Annotated in this window: 18 protein-coding genes; 9 read left to right on the top strand and 9 right to left on the bottom strand. The window is 72.3% G+C overall.

Features of this window, described 5'->3' with window-relative positions; genetic code table 11:
- Nucleotides 1-85 precede the first annotated feature (85 nt).
- Entirely contained in the window at nt 86-574 is a 489-nt protein-coding gene (locus tag ACIQJT_RS15385) for a MarR family transcriptional regulator (RefSeq protein WP_365451038.1), read from the bottom strand.
- A gap of 67 nt (nt 575-641) precedes the next feature.
- Between ACIQJT_RS15385 and ACIQJT_RS15380 the strand changes: the two genes are divergently transcribed.
- Both ACIQJT_RS15380 and ACIQJT_RS15375 read left to right on the top strand, forming a co-directional pair.
- Nucleotides 642-2,360, top strand: a complete 1,719-nt coding sequence (locus tag ACIQJT_RS15380; RefSeq protein WP_402643563.1) for an MFS transporter — start codon at nt 642-644, stop codon at nt 2,358-2,360.
- Entirely contained in the window at nt 2,357-2,671 is a 315-nt protein-coding gene (locus tag ACIQJT_RS15375) for a hypothetical protein (protein ID WP_365451042.1), read from the top strand. Before ACIQJT_RS15380 ends, ACIQJT_RS15375 begins: the two co-directional genes overlap by 4 nt.
- Nucleotides 2,672-3,166: 495 nt before the next feature.
- Here the strand turns inward: ACIQJT_RS15375 and ACIQJT_RS15370 are convergent, their stop codons facing one another.
- Nucleotides 3,167-3,505 carry a MazG-like family protein gene (locus ACIQJT_RS15370; RefSeq protein ID WP_402643560.1) on the bottom strand — a complete coding sequence of 113 codons (339 nt, stop codon included), beginning with the start codon at nt 3,503-3,505 and terminating at the stop codon, nt 3,167-3,169.
- Between the two features lie 36 nt (nt 3,506-3,541).
- A complete protein-coding gene (locus tag ACIQJT_RS15365) occupies nt 3,542-4,117 on the bottom strand; it encodes a DoxX family membrane protein (RefSeq protein WP_365451046.1) in 576 nt (191 codons plus the stop codon).
- 133 nt (nt 4,118-4,250) lie between these two features.
- Here ACIQJT_RS15365 and ACIQJT_RS15360 point away from each other — a divergent pair, with 133 nt between their 5' ends.
- Together ACIQJT_RS15360 and ACIQJT_RS15355 are read left to right on the top strand one after the other, a co-directional pair.
- On the top strand, nt 4,251-4,577 hold the full coding sequence (locus ACIQJT_RS15360) for a nuclear transport factor 2 family protein (RefSeq protein ID WP_402643556.1): 327 nt from the start codon (nt 4,251-4,253) through the stop codon (nt 4,575-4,577).
- Nucleotides 4,578-4,637: 60 nt separating this feature from the next.
- Entirely contained in the window at nt 4,638-5,618 is a 981-nt protein-coding gene (locus tag ACIQJT_RS15355) for an aldo/keto reductase (RefSeq protein ID WP_402643553.1), read from the top strand.
- Nucleotides 5,619-5,630: 12 nt separating this feature from the next.
- Here the strand turns inward: ACIQJT_RS15355 and ACIQJT_RS15350 are convergent, their stop codons facing one another.
- From ACIQJT_RS15350 to ACIQJT_RS15335, 4 genes are all read right to left on the bottom strand, one after another.
- Nucleotides 5,631-6,323, bottom strand: coding sequence for an ABC transporter ATP-binding protein (locus tag ACIQJT_RS15350; protein WP_365451052.1), 693 nt, complete (start codon nt 6,321-6,323; stop codon nt 5,631-5,633).
- A 123-nt stretch (nt 6,324-6,446) separates the two neighbouring features.
- A complete protein-coding gene (locus ACIQJT_RS15345; protein ID WP_402643551.1) occupies nt 6,447-7,907 on the bottom strand; it encodes an ABC transporter permease in 1,461 nt (486 codons plus the stop codon).
- Nucleotides 7,908-8,250: 343 nt separating this feature from the next.
- Nucleotides 8,251-9,009: an SDR family oxidoreductase gene (locus tag ACIQJT_RS15340; RefSeq protein WP_365451056.1), complete on the bottom strand. Its 759-nt coding sequence runs from the start codon at nt 9,007-9,009 to the stop codon at nt 8,251-8,253.
- A 44-nt stretch (nt 9,010-9,053) separates the two neighbouring features.
- Nucleotides 9,054-10,082 (bottom strand): Gfo/Idh/MocA family protein, encoded by a 1,029-nt coding sequence (locus ACIQJT_RS15335; protein WP_402643548.1) that lies wholly within the window; start codon nt 10,080-10,082, stop codon nt 9,054-9,056.
- 88 nt (nt 10,083-10,170) lie between these two features.
- Between ACIQJT_RS15335 and ACIQJT_RS15330 the strand changes: the two genes are divergently transcribed.
- From ACIQJT_RS15330 to ACIQJT_RS15310, 5 genes are all read left to right on the top strand, one after another.
- Nucleotides 10,171-11,505: a multidrug effflux MFS transporter gene (locus tag ACIQJT_RS15330; protein ID WP_402643545.1), complete on the top strand. Its 1,335-nt coding sequence runs from the start codon at nt 10,171-10,173 to the stop codon at nt 11,503-11,505.
- Nucleotides 11,430-12,632, top strand: coding sequence for a serine hydrolase domain-containing protein (locus ACIQJT_RS15325; RefSeq protein ID WP_402643542.1), 1,203 nt, complete (start codon nt 11,430-11,432; stop codon nt 12,630-12,632). Before ACIQJT_RS15330 ends, ACIQJT_RS15325 begins: the two co-directional genes overlap by 76 nt.
- A 178-nt stretch (nt 12,633-12,810) precedes the next feature.
- Nucleotides 12,811-13,800, top strand: a complete 990-nt coding sequence (locus ACIQJT_RS15320; RefSeq protein ID WP_402643540.1) for a small ribosomal subunit Rsm22 family protein — start codon at nt 12,811-12,813, stop codon at nt 13,798-13,800.
- A 233-nt stretch (nt 13,801-14,033) separates the two neighbouring features.
- A complete protein-coding gene (locus ACIQJT_RS15315) occupies nt 14,034-14,666 on the top strand; it encodes a TetR/AcrR family transcriptional regulator (protein ID WP_402643537.1) in 633 nt (210 codons plus the stop codon).
- Nucleotides 14,667-14,764: 98 nt separating this feature from the next.
- Complete coding sequence (locus ACIQJT_RS15310) at nt 14,765-15,502, top strand: bifunctional DNA primase/polymerase (RefSeq protein WP_053850511.1); 738 nt, start codon at nt 14,765-14,767, stop codon at nt 15,500-15,502.
- Between the two features lie 21 nt (nt 15,503-15,523).
- On the opposite strand, the gene ACIQJT_RS15305 is transcribed toward ACIQJT_RS15310, so the two are convergent.
- Both ACIQJT_RS15305 and efeU read right to left on the bottom strand, forming a co-directional pair.
- Nucleotides 15,524-16,525, bottom strand: coding sequence for a hypothetical protein (locus ACIQJT_RS15305; RefSeq protein WP_402643534.1), 1,002 nt, complete (start codon nt 16,523-16,525; stop codon nt 15,524-15,526).
- A complete protein-coding gene (efeU, locus tag ACIQJT_RS15300) occupies nt 16,485-17,357 on the bottom strand; it encodes an iron uptake transporter permease EfeU (protein ID WP_365451072.1) in 873 nt (290 codons plus the stop codon). The genes ACIQJT_RS15305 and efeU overlap by 41 nt, the downstream gene beginning before the upstream one ends.
- Nucleotides 17,358-17,359: the final 2 nt, after the last annotated feature.

Raw genomic sequence — 17,359 nt, 5'->3', positions numbered from 1 at the left:
GCTCACGAGGGCCTGCCCGCCGGGACCGCCGACGGGCAGGCCCTTCGGCGTGCGCCGGGGCCCGCCTCGTGCGGAACCGGTCCGGTCAGCGGCTCTCGGCGAGCGCGCCCTCGGACGTGAGGAGGCCGGGGTGCAGGTCTCCGGCGAGTCCGGCCTGCACGAAGACCCGCTTGAGCAGGGTGACGAAGATCCGCGCCTCCTCCGGCTCCAGTCCGCCGAGCAGCCGGGCCTCGAAGCCACTGATGAGCGACTCGGCCTCGGTGTGCAGCTCGCGGCCGGCCGGGAGCACGTGCACGGCGTGGGCGCGGCGGTCGGTGGGGTGGCGGCGGCGCTCCACCAGGCCGCGCCGCTCCATCTCGTCGACCAGGCCGACCATCACGTTGCGGTGCACGTTCAACGGCCCGGCGAGCTGGTGCTGACTGAGCCCGTCCTTGTCGATCAGCAGGTCGAGCAGGCCGAACTGGCGGGGGTGGATGCCCAGGGGGGCGAGCACGTCGACGAGCTGCTCCTGCACATGGGCGCTGAGGTGGGTCATCACGCAGGCGGGGTGGTCGAACAGCGATGGGGTGGTCACGCCCGCCATGATACCTCCGAAGAATTATCACCTTGAGGGATAGTCACTGGAAGTGCATACTTGTTCCGTGACCCAAGACATCTCCGCATCTACTCCCGCCGCCGCCCCGCCGCAGGAAGCCGCGGGTGGCACCGCACCCGACCCGAAGCGCCGCCTGGCCTTCGCCGTCGTCCTGATCGCCGGATTCATGGACCTGGTCGACACGACGATCGTCAACGTCACCGTCCCGAGCATCCAGCGCGACCTGCACGCCGACTACGCCCAGATCGAGTGGGTCATCGCGGCGTACGTGCTGTCCTTCGCCGCCCTGCTGATCCTCAGCGGCCGGCTCGGCGACATCTTCGGACGCAAGCGCGTCTTCCTGGTCGGCATGGCCGCCTTCACCGTCGCCTCGCTGCTGTGCGGGGTCGCCGTCAACCCCGGAATGCTGATCGCCTCCCGGTTCGTCCAGGGCGCCGCGGCCGGCCTGATGGTCACCCAGATCCTGGCGATCCTGCACGTGATCTTCCCGCCGAGCGAGCGCGGCAAGGCCGTCGCGATCTTCGGCGCGGTCACCGGCTCCTCCGCCGTGTTCGGCCTCGCCCTCGGCGGCGTGGTCGTGCAGTGGGACCTCTTCGGCTGGGAATGGCGCCCGATCTTCCTGGTCAACGTCCCGGTCGGGATCGCGGCCCTGATCGCGGGCGCCCTGGTGATCCGCGAGTCCCGCGCCCCGCAGCGCCCCAAGCTCGACCTGCTCGGCATGCCGCTGGCCCTCGCCGCCGTGGCACTGCTCGTCTACCCGCTCACCGAGGGCCGCCGCCTGGGCTGGCCCGCCTGGACCTACGGCATGCTCGCCGGCGCCCTGGTGCTGCTCGCGGTCTTCCTCGCCTACGAGAAGCGCCGCTTCGCCAAGGTCGGCTCCGCGCTCGTCGAGTTCGGGGTGTTCCGCTCCCGCTCGTTCTCCATCGGCATGGCCGTGTGGTTCCTGTTCTGGATCGCCGTCGGCGGGTTCTTCTTCGTCTGGACGCTCTTCCTCCAGCAGGGCCTCGGCTGGACACCGATGCACGCCGGCCTGACCGCCGCCACCTTCGCCATCGGCGTGGGCATCGGCGCGGGCAACGCCCCCGACAAGCTGGTCCCCAAGTTCGGCCGCAACGTCCTGGTGGCCGGCGGCATCGTCAACGCGATCGGCTTCGTCGCCTTCTCCGTCCTGGTCGCCCACTACGGCCACAGCCTCGCGTCCTGGCAGATCATCCCGGTGCACATCGTCTCCGGTGTCGGCTTCGGCCTGATTGTCGCGCCGACCCTGGACCTGCTGCTCGGCCAGGTCCCCGGCGAGCAGGCGGGCAACGCCTCCGGCCTGCTGAACACCGTCCAGCAGCTCGGCATGGCCCTCGGTGTCGCGCTGACCGGCGTGGTCTTCTTCGCCCAGGTCGCGAACGCGTCGGGTGAGGCCGCCGACGAGGCGGCCCCGGCGCTGAAGTCCGCCCTCAGCGGTGCCGCGGTCGGCTCCGAGGACCAGCTGCTGGCCGACTTCCGCACCTGCGTGCGCGAGCGCGCCGACTCGGTCGACCCGAGCGAGGTCCCGGGCGTCTGCCGCAAGGACGACCCGAGGGTCGCCGACGCCTTCGGCGGGGCCATCGCCCGCGCCGACTCGGTCAGTTACTCCTCCGCGTTCCGTACCGTCCTGCTGCTGGACGCCGGCATCCTGGTGATCGCCGCCGCCGGCTTCCTGACCCTGCCCAAGCACTCACGGCCCGCCGACGCGGCCGTCGGGAGCCCCGAGCCCACCGAGGTGACGGCATGAGCAACGAGAAGAACGTCCTGGTCCTCGGCCGTGAGCGGCACCTGGTCGACGCCTCCACCGGCATCATCGAGGCCGCCGGCTTCCACACCGTCGGCGTCACCCGTGACGAGGAGGCGCTCTCCCTGCTGGACACCGGCCGGTTCATCGCCGTCCTGGTCGGCAGCGGCGTCGAACGGGAGTCCCGTCCTCCGGTGCGGCAGCACGCCGCTCCGCACGGCACGGTGGTCCTGGAGGCGCAGCGCGTCCCGATGCAGACCGTCCAGGAGCACGTCCGCCATGTGATCGTCCCGAAGCTGCGGCAGATCGCCTGACCACCTCCGTACCAGGGCCCCGGATCCGGCCGTCCCCCGACGGGTCCGGGGCCCTGCCACCCCCTGACCCGGCACGGCACGCTCACTCCACGACCGCCATCGCCCGATCCGCCCCGTCGAGCCACCTGCCCCCGCCCTCCGTGCACGTCACGACATCCGCGACCCGCACCCCGAACCGCCCCGGCAGACTCCTCGGAACGGGGTCGCCGTGCGGTTCATCGTCCGAGGAGCCGGGTGCGGGGTGCCCGGGGCTTACACCGAACGGGTGAACGCCGAGCTCGGTCAACGCCGAGCTCGGTCAACGCAGAACTCGGCCCGAGCCCGTGATCCGCTCTCCCGACCGTCCCGCGAGCACCGCCCCGAACGGCCCCCACGGCGACTGCCGTGACGATCGTGACCAGCTTCAGCGTCAGACCGTGCATCCCGACGGAGCCGACGGTGAGGGTGAGGAACCCCGGCAGCGGACAGCAAGGTGGCCGTCGCCGATCGAGCGCGCTAGCGAGGGCCCAGCGAGCGGTCCGTGACGCGGGTCAGGTGCTCCATGAAGACCTCGCGCGTGTCCGGCGTCAGCGTGCGCAGCGCCACGAGCGCTGTGATCACCACGTCGCACAGCTCGCCCTGCACGTCCTCCCAACTGTGGCTGACACCCTTGCGGGGGTTCTGGCCGATCGCCCCGATCACCGCCTCGGAGACCTCGCCGACCTCCTCGGAGAGTTTCAGCATGCGCAGCAGCAGGCCCTCCCGGCCGCTCACCGGCTGATCCGCCTCCAGCCAGGTCCACAGGGCGTCGACGGACTTCCAGAGGTCGGGGGAGGGGGTGCCGTGATCACTCATGTGCAGGAGCTTGCCACGGCGAGGGGCCCCGCTCGCCTACTCCCCGAACAACGCCTCCTCCTCCGCGAACAGCGACGACTGGCCGTCGTCCCCGCCGTTCTCCTTCTCCCGGAGCCGCCGGTTCCGGGCCCCGACGACCAGCGTCGTCACCAGGGCCGTCGCTCCGAGCGCCACCGGCACCATCCAGCCCCGGTTCACCGTGTGGCCGAGAGCGTGGTCCAAGGAGAGGCGGCCGGGGCCCGTCACCGCGAGGCCCGCCGCCGTCAGGCCCAGCGTGGCCGCGTACTCGTAGCCGCCGCCCGCGTTGAAGAAGCCGTTGGGGGCGTGCACCGCGGAGGCGCCGGCCATCGCGCCGGCCGCCGCCGCGCCCGCCGCCGGGGTGGCCAGACCCAGCGCCAGCAGGGTGCCGCCGCCCGCCTCGGCGAGGCCCGCCGCCGTGGCGCTCGCCCGGCCCGGCGCGTAGCCGACGGACTCCATGAACTGGCCCGTGCCCTCCAGGCCGCCCCCGCCGAACCAGCCGAGCAGCTTCTGCGCGCCGTGGGCGGCCAGCACACCTCCGGTTCCCAGCCGGAGCAGCAGCAGGCCCAGATCGCGTCGGTCGTAAGCGGTCACGATGAACTCCCAGCAGAAGAGGTGGAACGAGACCCCCCTCGCGTTTCCACCGTCGCACCCCTCACACGCGCCCGGAAGACGCGGGCCGCCGTTCGGGTGGCGGCCGCGCGCACGCGGTGTGAGCCTGGCAGGCATGACGATGCAGCCCGCCAAACTCAGCGACCCGGCCGTCCGCGCCTTCGTCTGCGCCGTCAACGCCCATGACCGCGAGGCCTTCCTGGCCCTTCTCGCGCCCGGGGCGACCATGGCGGACGACGGCAGCGACCGCGACCTCGACGAGTGGGTCGACCGGGAGATCTTCTCCTCCCACGGCCACCTCGACGTCGACAACGAGTCCAACGGCGGCCGTTCCCTCCTCGCCCACTACCGCAACGACGCCTGGGGCGAGATGCGCACCCGCTGGGACTTCACGGTCCAGGAGGACGGCAGGATCTCCCGCTTCGAGACCGGACAGGCATAGAGGGCAAGAACCGGAAAGCCCTTGCCCTGGAGCGCACTCCAACTCCTAACGTTCCGGAGCATGGAGACCACACGTACTCTCGGCCGCTCCGGCATCGAGGTCAGCGCGCTCGGCTTCGGCTGCTGGGCGATCGGCGGCGAATGGCAGAGCATCGACGGGCAGCCGCTCGGCTGGGGCAAGGTCGACGACGAGGAGTCCGTACGGGCCGTCCGGCGCGCCCTCGACCTCGGCATCACCTTCTTCGACACGGCCGACACCTACGGCGCCGGGCACAGCGAGCGGGTGCTGGGCCGCGCCCTCGGCAAGCGACGCGACGACGTCGTCCTCGCCACCAAGTGGGGCAACGTCTTCGACGAGGACACCCGCACCCTCACCGGCCAGGACGACACCCCGGCCTACGCCCGCCGCGCCCTCACCGCCTCCCTGGGGCGCCTCGGCACCGATCACATCGACCTCTACCAGCTCCACCTGTCCGACCTCGACCCGACGCTCGCGGCCGAACTCCGGGACCAGTGCGAGGAGTTCGTCAGCGAGGGGCTCATCCGCGCCTACGCCTGGAGCACCGACGACCCGGCCCGCGCCGCGGTGTTCGCCGAGGGGGAGCACTGCGCGGCCGTACAGCACGCACTGAACGTGATGCAGGACGCGCCCGAGATGCTCGCCCTGTGCGAGGAGTCGGGGCTCGCGAGCATCAACCGCAGCCCGCTCGCCATGGGGTTGCTCGCGGGCAAGCGGCAAGGACCCGCGGACGCCGGGGACATCCGCAGCAGGCCGCCGGCCTGGCTCCAGGGCTTCGGCGACGGCACGTCGGCGGACCCGGAGTGGCTGGCCCGCATCGACGCGCTCAAGGAGATCCTCACCAGCGAGGGCCGCACCCTGGCGCAGGGCGCGCTGGCCTGGATCTGGGCCCGCAGCCCGCGGACCGTTCCGATCCCCGGCTTCCGTTCCGTGGCCCAGGCGGAGCAGAACGCGGGCGCCATGGAGAAAGGGCCGCTCACCGACGGCCAGTTGACCGAGATCAACCGCATCCTGCAACGGTGAGCGGCCCGCGTCCTACCCGGCGAAGGACCGCTGCTGCTCGGTCAGGGTGATCCGCCCCGCCTTGATCGTCGCCAGTCGCGGCGCCCGCCGGGCGATCGACGAGTCGTGCGTGACCATGACGAACGTCAGCCCGTACTCGTGCCACAGCCCTTCCAGCAGCGCCATGATCTCGTCCCGCATCGACTCGTCGAGGTTGCCGGTCGGCTCGTCGGCGAGCAGCACCTTCGGCTTCTTGACCAGGGCCCGCGCGATGGCCACCCGCTGCTGCTGACCACCGGACAGCTCGGCCGGCGCGTGGGTGAGCCGCTCGCCCAGACCCACCGAGCGGAGCGCCTCCGCCGCCCGTTCGCGCCGCTCGGCCGGCTTCACGCCGAGCGGCACGAGGGCCGTCTCCACGTTCTCCTGCGCCGTCAGCGTCGGGATGAGGTTGAAGGACTGGAAGATGATGCCGATCTTCTCCGCCCGCAGCCGCGTCAGCTTGGCCTCGCTGATCCTCGCGAGGTCGACGCCGTCCAGTTCGACGCTGCCCTCGGTGGGCCGGTCCAGTCCGCCGATCATCTGGAGCAGCGTGGACTTGCCGCCGCCGGTGGGGCCCTGGATGACGAGCTGGTCGCCGTCCTCGATGGTCAGGTCGACGCCGCGCAGCGCCTCGACCGTCTCCTTGCCGCGCGTGTAGCGCTTGGTGACGCCCGTGAGTCTGTACATGAGAGCTCCGTAGAGAAGTCCGTGGAGAAGGAGGAGAAGGGAGGAGAGGAGAGGGACGCCGTGCCTCGGGGGGAGTGGACACGGCGCCCCGGCACAGGGGGAGTTACGGCGGGGCGGGCGCTGTCAGGACACGCTGCGCAGCGCGTCCGCCGGCCGCATCCGGGACGCCCGCCAGCCGCCCATCGCCCCGGCGATCAGGCCGCCGGTCACCGCGAGGCCCACGGCGAGCGCGATGGTGGTCAGCGAGACCGGTGCGGTGAGCGCGATCTCCATGGTGTTCTGTGCGGACTGCTGACCGGGCCCGCTACCGGGGCCGCCTCCCATGCCGCCACCGCCGCCGGCGCTGCCGAGCTGGGCGGTCAGCTCGGGGCTGATCGCGGTGACCGTGTACGCGGCCGCGAGGCCCAGGGCGATGCCGAGGGCGCCGCCGAGCAGGCCGTTCACGATGGACTCGCCGACGACCTGCCGGGTGACCCGGCGGCTCGGCCAGCCGAGCGCCTTGAGGGTGCCGAACTCACGGACCCGGCGCGAGACCGCCGAGGAGGTGAGCAGCGCGGCCACCAGGAAGGCGGCCACCAGGACGGCGACGGACAGCCACTTGCCCACGCTGGTCGCGAGGTTCGAGGCGGTCGACAGGGAACCGGACACCGTCTCGGCCAGATCCGCCGAGGTCGTGACGGTCGTACCGGAGATGTTCTTCTGGATCGCCGCCTTGACGGAGTCGATCTGCTGGGAGTCGGTCGCCTTGACGTAGATCGTGGTGACCTTGTTCCCGGCGTCGGCCAGTGTCTGGGCCTGCTTCAGGGGCAGGTAGACGTCGGTGGTGGACTCGCTGCTGTCGGGCGTCGCGATGCCGATGACCGTGTACGTGGTGCCGGAGATCTTTTGGGTCTTGCCGACCTTGAGGGAGTTCTCCTTGGCGTACGACGTGCTGACGACCGCGACCTTCGCGTTCGTCTGCGCGGCGGTGAACGTCCTGCCGGTGGTGATCTTCGAGCCGGCCAGCGGGCCGAGCGTCTGGTCGGTGACGTCCACGCCGGCGACGGAGTAGGAGTTCACGTCGAACTCGGCGCCGCCGCCCTGGACCTGGGGAGCGGCCGTGCTGTCGCCGCCGCCCGGGCCGCCCTGGCCGCTGTTCCCGGTGGTGCCGCCGGAACTGCGGGCCTTGCCCTGGGTGAAGGAGCCGTCGACCTTGGTGACGTTCAGGGTCAGTGCGCCGACCGCGGCGGCGACGCCCTTCTGCCGCGCGACCTCGGTGACCACCGTGGACGCCAGGGCCTGACCGCCCTGGGTCATCACGCGGTCGGAGCTCTGCGTCTCGGAGCTGTCGTCGGCCGAGGCGTCGAACCGGAAGTTCGGTCTGCCCGAACTGCCGGACGTGGGCGCCGACCTGGCCTTGGTGACGGTCATGTCGGTGCCGAGGCCGTACAGCGACTTCAGGACCTTGTCCTGAGCCTGAGCCATACCGGCCGACACCGAGTTGACGGTGATGACCAGCGCGATACCGAGCGCCAGACCCAGAGCGATGACCAGGGCCGCCTTCTTGCGCCGGCCCAGCTCGCGCTTGAGATAGATGCCAAACATCCCGTTCCTCGAAGGTTCTTGGCGCCCGCTGTGGGCGCGCCCTCAAGGTAGGGACGCCGCATTGCGGGGCCGTGAGGAAGGGATGTGCACCGGCTGAGAAGGGATGTGCGTGAGCTGAGAATGTGCGCGGCGGCCGTCCTCGGACCGGTGCGCATCTCGCGGTACCACGCGAGATCCACCCCCACCCGGCCCATGGACGGCCGCCGCGCTCCCCCCTCGGGCGAAGCCGATGGAACGCCGCCCCCCAGATGTGAAGCTCTTGTGGGGGCGTGTGATGAGCATAAGCCGTCCACCGGCCGCGATGGGGGTGGAATTACATATTCCGCTTGTGCAAATCGGCTGCTCAGCCGCGCCCCACGTACGGCATCGCCGTCGCCAGTACGGTCGCGAACTGCACGTTCGCCGCCAACGGCAGCTCCGCCATGTGCCGTACCGTGCGCGCCACGTCGGCCACGTCCATCACAGGTTCGGGCACGACCTCCCCGTTGGCCTGCAACGCTCCGGCCCCCATGCTCGCGGTCATGTCGGTCGCCGCGTTCCCGATGTCGATCTGCCCGACCGCGATGTCGTACGGCCGCCCGTCCAGCGACAGCGACTTGGTGAGCCCGGTGAGGGCGTGCTTGGTCGCGGTATAGGCCACGGAGTGCGGGCGGGGCGTGTGCGCCGAGATCGAGCCGTTGTTGATGATGCGGCCGCCCCGCGGGTCCTGCTCCTTCATCTGCCGGTACGCCGCCTGCGCGCACAGGAACGCCCCGTTGAGGTTGGTGTCCACCACGTGCCGCCACGCGTCGTACGGCAGCTCCTCCACCGGCACCCCGCCGGGCCCGAAGGTCCCCGCGTTGTTGAACAGCAGGTCCACCCGCCCGAACCGCTCCACGGCGGCGGCGAACAGCGCGGCCACGTCGTCGGGGACCGAGACGTCCGTCCGTACGGCGAGGGCGGCGCCCCCGGGCACGAGGGCCGCCGTCTCCTCCAGCGTCCCGGCCCGCCGCCCGGCCAGCGTCACCGACCAGCCCGCCCGCAGCAGCTCCACGGCGACCGCGCGTCCGATCCCGGAGCCCGCACCGGTCACCACGGCACTCTTCACGTTCTTGGTGTCCATGGGCCCGCAGCGTAGGTGAACCGCCGCCGGACGAAAGCCCTGTCTCAGGCGGACGCCGGTGCCGTGACCCTTGCGGCGGGCTCTCCCGGGTAGCGCACGCCGATCCGGTCGCGTACCGCGTCCAGGGTGCGCATCACCGCGAGGGTGCCCTCCAGGGGGACCAGGGGGGACTCCGTCTCGCCGGCGCGCAGGGCGCGCATGACCTCGCGGGCCTCGTGCTTGAGGCTGTTGCGGGGGCCGTCGGCCGGGTCGGCGACGAACTCCTCCGGGTCACGGCCGTCGCGGTGCAGGACGAAACGGTCCGGGTGGAAGAAGCCGTTCGGGATGTCGATCCGGCCCAGCGAGCCGGTGACCGACGCGATCGTGGCGGTGCCGCCGGTCAGCGAGCAGTGCAGGGAGGCCAGCGCCCCGCTGTCCCAGGAGAGCAGCGCGCCCGTCTGGAGGTCCACGCCCTCCTCGGACAGCACCGCCTTCGCCGTGACGTCCGAGGGCTCCCCGAGCAGCAGATGCGCGAACGACACCGGGTACACCCCGAGGTCCAGCAGCGCGCCCCCGCCCTGCGCGGGGTCCCGCAGCCGGTGCGAGGGCGGGAAGGGGCCGGCGAGCCCGAAGTCGGCCTGCACCGTGCGCACCTCACCGATCGCGCCGTCGTCGACGAGTGCCTTCAGCCGCCGGACCAGCGGGTTGCAGTACATCCACATGGCCTCCATGAGGAAGCGCCCGTGCTCCTTCGCGAACCCGACCAGCTCCTCGGCCTCGCGCGCGTTCAGCGTGAACGCCTTCTCGCACAGGACGTTGCGGCCGGCGGTCAGACACAGCCCGGCGGCCGCGCGATGCGCCGCGTGCGGGGTGGCCACGTACACGACATCGATGTCCGTGTCCTCCGCGAGGGCGCCCCAGTCGCCGTACGCCCGCTCGATCCCGAACCGTTCCGCGAACGCCTTCGCCGAGGCCTCGGACCGGGAGGCCACCGCGACCACCTCCGCGTCCGGCAGATCCACCAGGTCCGCGGTGAACGCCGCCGCGATCCCGCCCGTCGCCAGAATCCCCCAGCGCACGCTCTGCTCCGTCATTCCCGGCCCCACCCTCGCTCACCTGATCCTCGCCACCCTGTACGAGCTGAGAGCATAGGTGGCGGATCACCGGGAGAGGGAGGGGCACATGCCCGAGCAGGGGGCACCGACACCGCACCTGGAGCAGCGGGCGGCCGTACCGGACACGGAACCGCCCGCCGCGGCGGTGCGCCGCACCGGCCTCCTGGTCACCCTGCTCCTCGGCGGCCTCACCGCCACACCCCCGCTGGCGATGGACATGTACCTGCCGTCGCTGCCGGAGGTCACCGACTCGCTGCGGGCGCCCGCCGCCACCGTCCAGCTCACCCTCACCGCCTGTCTGCTCGGCATGGCGCTCGGGCAGCTGGTGGTCGGCCCGATGAGCGACCGCTGGGGCCGCAGGCGCCCGCTGCTGGCCGGCCTCCTCGTGTACGTCGTCGCCACCGCGCTGTGCGCCCTCGCGCCGACCGTGGAGTTCCTGGTCGGCTTCCGGCTGGTGCAGGGTCTCGCGGGCGCGGCGGGCATAGTGATCGCCCGGGCGGTGGTCCGGGACCTGTACGACGGGGTCGCGATGGCCCGGTTCTTCTCCACCCTCATGCTGATCGGCGGGGTCGCGCCGATCGTGGCGCCGCTGGTCGGCGGGCAGATCCTGCGGGTGACGGACTGGCGGGGCGTGTTCGTGGTCCTGACGGCCGTCGGGGCCCTGCTCGCCGCCCTGGTGTGGGCGCGGCTGCCCGAGACCCTCCCGGCCGCCGAGCGGCACACCGGCGGTGTCGCCGACGCCCTGCACTCCATGCGCCGCCTCCTCGCCGACCTGCCGTTCACCGGCTACATGCTCACCGGCGGCTTCGCCTTCGCCGCGCTGTTCGCCTACATCTCGGCGTCCCCGTTCGTGGTCCAGGAGATCTACGGCGCCTCCCCGCAGACGTTCAGCCTGCTGTTCGGCGTGAACTCCGTGGGACTCGTCGTGGTCGGCCAGATCAACGGCAAGGTGCTGGTGGGCCGGGTCGGCCTGGACCGGGTCCTGGGCGTGGGGCTGCTCGTCGTGACGGCGGCGGCCGCGGCGCTGCTGCTGATGACGACCGGGGTCTTCGGCGAGGTGGGACTGTTCCCCGTCGCCGCCGGTCTCTTCGTCCTGATGTCCGCGATGGGTGTCACCCTGCCCAACGCCCAGTCCCTCGCCCTGCTGCGCACCAAGCACTCCGCCGGGTCGGCGTCCGCCCTGCTCGGTACGTCCTCCTTCCTCATCGGCGCGATCGCGTCCCCGCTGGTGGGGATGGCAGGGGAGGACACCGCCGTCCCGATGGCGGTCGTCCAGCTGGCGGCCGCACTGGTAGCGCTGCTGTGTTTCATGGCAATGTGCCGTCCTTGGAACAGGCGTGCGACCGCGGAGGACGGGGGTCCCGCCGTCCGAACGGATCCGAGAACGGGGGAGGAGAGCTGAGCGCACCGAGACTGCGCGTCGACACACCGGAACGAGCCGGCCTCGACCCCGAGGAACTCCAGCACCTCGTCCGGGAGTTCCACGCCCTCACCACCGGTGAACGCCCCTGGGCCCCCGGCGCCGTACTGGTCGCGGGGCGCGGCCCGGTGATCGCCGTGCAGGAGGCGTCGGGCTGGGCCGTGCGCTACGCGTCCTACGACCCCGAGGCCGACGCGGGCGTGGAACTGCCCCCCGAGGCACGCGTCCCGGTCCGCGTGGACACCCCCTTCGACCTGGCGTCCCTCACCAAGCTGTTCACGGCCGTGGCCGCGGTGCAGCAGATCGAGCGGGGCACGCTGGGCATCGACGCGAGGGTGGGCGCGTACCTCCCGGAGTTCACGGCGGCGGTGACCCACGGCATCACCGTGCGCGAGCTGCTCACCCACACCTCGGGACTGCGCCCCGAACTGCCCCTCTACGACTGCGACGACGACGCGGGCCGCCTGGACCTCCTGCGCGCCGAGCCGCCCATCGGGGTCCCCGGCACCTACACCTACTCCGACCTCAACCCGCTCCTCCTCCAGCACGTCCTCGAACGCATCACCGGCCGCCGCCTCGACGTCCTTGTCCGCGACGGCATCACCCGCCCCCTCGGCATGACCTCCACCCGCTTCGGCCCCTGCCCGCAGGCGGCGGCCACGGAGGACCAGCGCCGGCCGTGGGCCAAGGCGGACCGGGGGATGCTGCGGGGCGTGGTCCACGACGAGAACGCGTGGGCGCTGGGCGGCGTGGCGGGCCACGCGGGCCTCTTCTCCACCGCGCGCGACCTCGCGATCTTCTGCCGGGCCCTGCTGGCGGGCGGCGCGTACGGCCCCGCCCGCATCCTCGGCCCGGACTTCGTGGAACTGCTGCTGACCCCGCCGGGGCTCGGCTTCGCCATCGACCAGAAGTGGTTCATGGGCGAACTGGCGGGACGCGGAGCGGCGGGCCACACGGGCTTCACGGGCACGTCCCTGGTCCTGGACCCGTCGACCGACACGTTCGTGGTCCTCCTGGCCAACACGGTCCACCCGAGAAGACGCCCCCCGGACAACACCCCCCGGGCGAACACGGCGACAAGACTGGCCCGCGCGGTACGCGGCACGTGAGGAATGCGGGGGGGGGGCGACCGCGCCGTGCACCGGCCGTCGCCCCGGACGACCGCCCCCCTCGCCGTCGTACCGCCCGGGGGCACCGGACTTGGGTAGGAGCCGCGTCCCTCCGCGCCCCCCGTCCGGGCACCCGGCCTGGGCAGGCGGCCGCGTACCCCGCGCCTAGAATCGCCGGGTGAACGTCCCCGCCTCGCCAGCCGAAACCCTTCGTGCCGCCCTTGCCGGTCTTCTCGACGGGCTTCCCCCGAAGCAGGCCGCTCAGGCGGTGGAGCGGCTGATCGGCCACTACCGGGGAGCCACTCCCACCGACAGCCCCATCCTGCGGGACCGGGCGGACGTGGCCGCCTACGCCGCCTACCGGATGCCCGCCACCTTCGAGGCGGTGCACGCGGCGCTGGAGGCGTTCGCCGGGGCGGTCCCGGGCTGGACGCCCGCCGACCACGTCGATGTCGGCGGCGGCACCGGGGCCGCGACCTGGGCCGTCGCCGCCACCTGGCCGGGGGACCGGGCGGTCACCGTGCTCGACTGGTCCGACCCCGCGCTCGCCCTCGGCCGGGAGATCGCCGCGGCCAACCCCGCCCTGGGGGACGCCCGCTGGCAACGCGCCAGGATCGGCTCGGACCTCGCCCTGCCCACGACGGACCTGGTCACCGTCTCGTACGTCCTCAACGAGATCACCCCGGCCGACCGCACCGCCCTCGTCGACACCGCGGCGGCGTCGGCGCAGGCGGTCGTGATCGTCGAGGCCGGGACCCCCGCCGGGTACGCCCGCGTCATCGAGGCCCGCGACCGTCTCGTCACCGCCGGTTTCCGCGTCGCCGCGCCCTGCCCCCACAGCGCCGCCTGCCCGATCGCCCCCGGCGAGGACTGGTGCCACTTCTCGGCGCGGGTCAGCCGCTCCTCCCTGCACCGCCAGGCCAAGGGGGGCTCACTGCCGTACGAGGACGAGAAGTTCAGCTATGTGGCGGCCACCCGGCTTCCCGCCACCCCGGTGCCCACCCGGGTGATCCGCCGCCCGCAGATCCGCAAGGGGCAGGTCCTGCTCGACCTCTGCGAACCCGACGAGCGGCTGAGCCGCCGTACGGTCACCAAGCGGCACGGCGACCTGTACAAGGCGGCGAGGGACGCCTCGTGGGGCGACGGCTGGCCCCCGGCCGGCCACTAGCCCCGGGCGGGTCCCGCGCACCGCCGATCCGGCCGCCGCGGTCACCGCCGCGCAGCGCCTTGCGGCCGATGTTGCTGCGGGTGCCGCCGACTCCGAGCATGCCGCCCGCTCCACCTCGTGTCATGACCTGCTCCTTTTCCGCAACCAGAAGGGAACGAGACGTATCGTCTCGTCTAATGAACCCTTACTATCCGGCGAGACGCACCGTCTTGTCAACCTGGTAAGTTCGCCCCATGGCCACCCAGAGCTCGAAGCAGCCCGCCCCCGACACCACCCGGCGCAGCGAGAGGTCCCGCCGCGCCATCTACGACGCCGCCCTCGACCTGGTCGCCGAGGTCGGCTACCCCAGGACCACGATCGAGGGGATCGCCGCGCGCGCCGGTGTCGGCAAGCAGACGATCTACCGCTGGTGGTCGTCGAAGGCGGAGGTGCTGATGGAGGCGTTCCTCGACCTGAGCGAGCAGGCGGCCCGGGAGGCCGGTCCCGACGCGGCCCACGCCATCCCGGACACCGGTGACCTGGCCGCGGACCTCAAGGCCGTCCTGCGCCTCACCGTGGACCAGCTCAAGGACCCCCGCTTCGAGGCACCCTCCCGCGCCCTGGCCGCCGAGGGAGTCGTCAACGAGCAGGTCGGCCGGGCCTTCGTGGCCCAACTCCTCGAACCCTCGCTCCAGCTCTACGTCGACCGGCTGCGCGCCGCCCAGGAGGCCGGCCAGGTGCGCCCCGAGATCGACCCGCGCATCGCGCTCGAACTGTGGGTCTCCCCCCTCGCCCAGCGCTGGCTCCAGCACACCGGCCCGATCAGCTACGACTACACCGACACCCTCGTCGACTACGCCCTGAACGGCATCGCACCCCGGGCATAGGTTCCCAACCCCTCATATCCGCTCAGGGCCCCCCGGAGCATCGGAAGGTGGGACCATGAGGCATGCTGTTCCGCACGACAGCGAGGCGAGGGTGGTAGATGAGCGCGGAGTCGGGGGGCCGGACCGGCCTGCAGGGCAAACTCTCCCAGTGGCTGCGCGGGCGCAGGCCCAAGGAGGCCGCCGCCGGGGACGACGGCGGTCGTGAGGCCCTGCTGCTGGCCGCCGCCTCAGCGGGACTCCCGCTGGCGCCCGCCGCGCATCCCGCCCCCGGATACCGGTGCTCCTGCGACCGCGTCGGCTGTCCCACACCCGCCAGGCACCCGGTGTCCTTCGCCTGGCAGACCCAGTCGACCACCGACCGCGCCCAGATCGAGCGCTGGGCCCGGCACCAGCCGCAGGCCAACTTCATCACCGCGACCGGCATGGTCCACGACGTCCTCGACGTCCCCCTGGAGGCCGGCCGGGAGGCCCTGGAGCGGCTCCTGGCCGCCGGCGTCGAGGTCGGCCCGGTCGCCGAGAGCGACGACGGACGGCTCCTCTTCTTCACCCTCACCCGCGGCACCCCCGAGGACGAGGACGAGTGGTGGCCGTGCGAGCTGGACTGCCACCCCGAGACCGCGGACGAACACCCCGGCCTGCGCTGGCACTGCCGGGGCTCCTACGTCCTCGTACCGCCCGCCCGGCTGCCCGGCGACCAGGCCGTGCACTGGGTCCGCGGCCTCGAACACCCGCTGCCCGACCCGCTGAGCCTGCTCGAAGTCCTCACCGACGCCTGTGCCCGGCACGTGGGCGAGGAGCCGGACCACGCGAACGCGGCCTGGCCCCTGCGCCGGTAGCGGACCGCCCCGGACCGGCCCCTACGAGCCCTGCGCGGACGTCAGTCCCTGGATCCGCCCGAGCACGTCGACCCGCTGGTCGCCCGCACCCTTCGGCGGGTCGAGCGCGACCTCGTTGGAGACGAACTGCATCGTCAGCGACTGCTTGATCTCGCCGGTCGTCAGCGCGAGCACGGCGTCACCGGGGTCGGGCACCGACGTACCGGAGTGGGCCGTCTCCTTGACGTAGTGGTGCGTGGCGAAGAACACCAGTGCCCCGCCGTCCTTCGTGCGCAGCGCCAGCGGCGCGTAGGCGTCGTTCGCCAGCGGCTCGTCGAGGTACTGGGTGGCCAGCCCCGGCCTGATGGCGTCCTTCGCCCGGTCCGCCCGCCACACACTGGTGTGCGCTCCGTTCGCGAAGACGTTCCCGCCGCTCTTCAGATAACTCACGTACTTCGTGCTCAGGTCGCCGGGCTCGACGGCCAGCCCGGTCGAGTCCGCCGGGACCGCCTCGGCCCAGCCGTCCGCGTCCTTCTCGAACTCCGGGACCTTGCCCTCGGCCACCAGCGTCAGGTACGCCACCTGGAACGGCTCGTCCAGTGCGTCCCGGGTGAACACGAGCAGCCAGCGCGCGGTGCCGCCCTTGTTGCCGGCCGCGTCGGCGACGAACCAGCGCGGCCAGCCCGCCTTCTTCGGGATGGTGTACGTCACGTCCGACAGCTTCAGCGGGGTGTGCGAGGGGTTGCCGTCCGGGCTGTTGGCCTTGCCGGCCTTCAGCCGCGCCGCGTCGATGGCGCCGAGCGCGCCGGTGACGTGGGCGGCGTCCAGCGAGCTGTCGTACGCCTTGTCCGCCGCGTTGTACGCGTTCGTGAACTGCTGGAGCGCCTTGGCGGCCTCCGCCTGGGTGGTCGCGGGAAGCACCTCCCGCTCGCCGTGCACCACCACGCATCCGCTCGCCGTCAACGACAAAGCGGTCACGGAGGCTGCTATCAGTGCGCTCCGGTCAAGCCTGCGGAGCCTTCGAGGGCCGCGATCCCTGCTCATCAGGTGCCTTCACCTTCCCCTTCCCGGAGGCGAACCCTACCGGGGCGAGGAACAGCGCGAGCGTCGGGACCAAGTACAGCAGCCACACCGTGACCTGAAGGACGGTCGGGTCCGGCTGGAAGTTGAACACGCCCTTGAGGAGCGTGCCGTACCAGCTGTCCGGCGGGACGGTGTCGCTGATGTCGAAGGCCCTGTCGTTCAGGCCGGGCAGCCAGTCCGCCTCCTGGAGGTCGTGGAAGCCGTACGCCAGCACGCCCGCCGCCACGACGACCAGCATGCCGCCGGTCCAGGTGAAGAACTTGGCCAGGTTGATGCGCAGGGCGCCGCGGTAGAACAGCCAGCCGAGGACGACCGCCGTCAGGATGCCCAGGGCCACGCCGATCAGCGGGCGCGGGGTGCCGTCCCCGGCCGCGCGCACCGACGCCCACACGAACAGGGCGGTCTCCAGGCCCTCCCGGCCGACGGCCAGGAACGCGGTGGCGACCAGGGCACCGGTGCCCATCTGAAGGGCCGCGTCCAGCTTGCCGTGCAGCTCGGACTTCAGGTGCCGGGCGGTGCGCCGCATCCAGAAGACCATCCAGGTGACCAGGCCGACCGCGAGGATCGACAAGGAGCCGCCGAGCGCCTCCTGCGCCTCGAACGTCAGCTCCTGCGAGCCGAACTCGAGTGCGCACCCGAAGCCGAGGGCGAGCGCGACCGCGACGCCGATGCCGATCCAGATGGGCCGCAGGGCGTCCCGGCGGCCGGTCTTCACCAGGTAGGCGATGAGGATGCAGACGACGAGAGACGCCTCCAGGCCCTCGCGCAGACCGATCAGGTAGTTGGAGAACACGG

Source organism: Streptomyces sp. NPDC091972 (assembly GCF_044756385.1).
Lineage (GTDB): Bacteria > Actinomycetota > Actinomycetes > Streptomycetales > Streptomycetaceae > Streptomyces.
The sequence above is the reverse complement of the archived record's forward strand: the minus strand, read 5'-3'. Positions and strand labels throughout refer to the sequence as shown.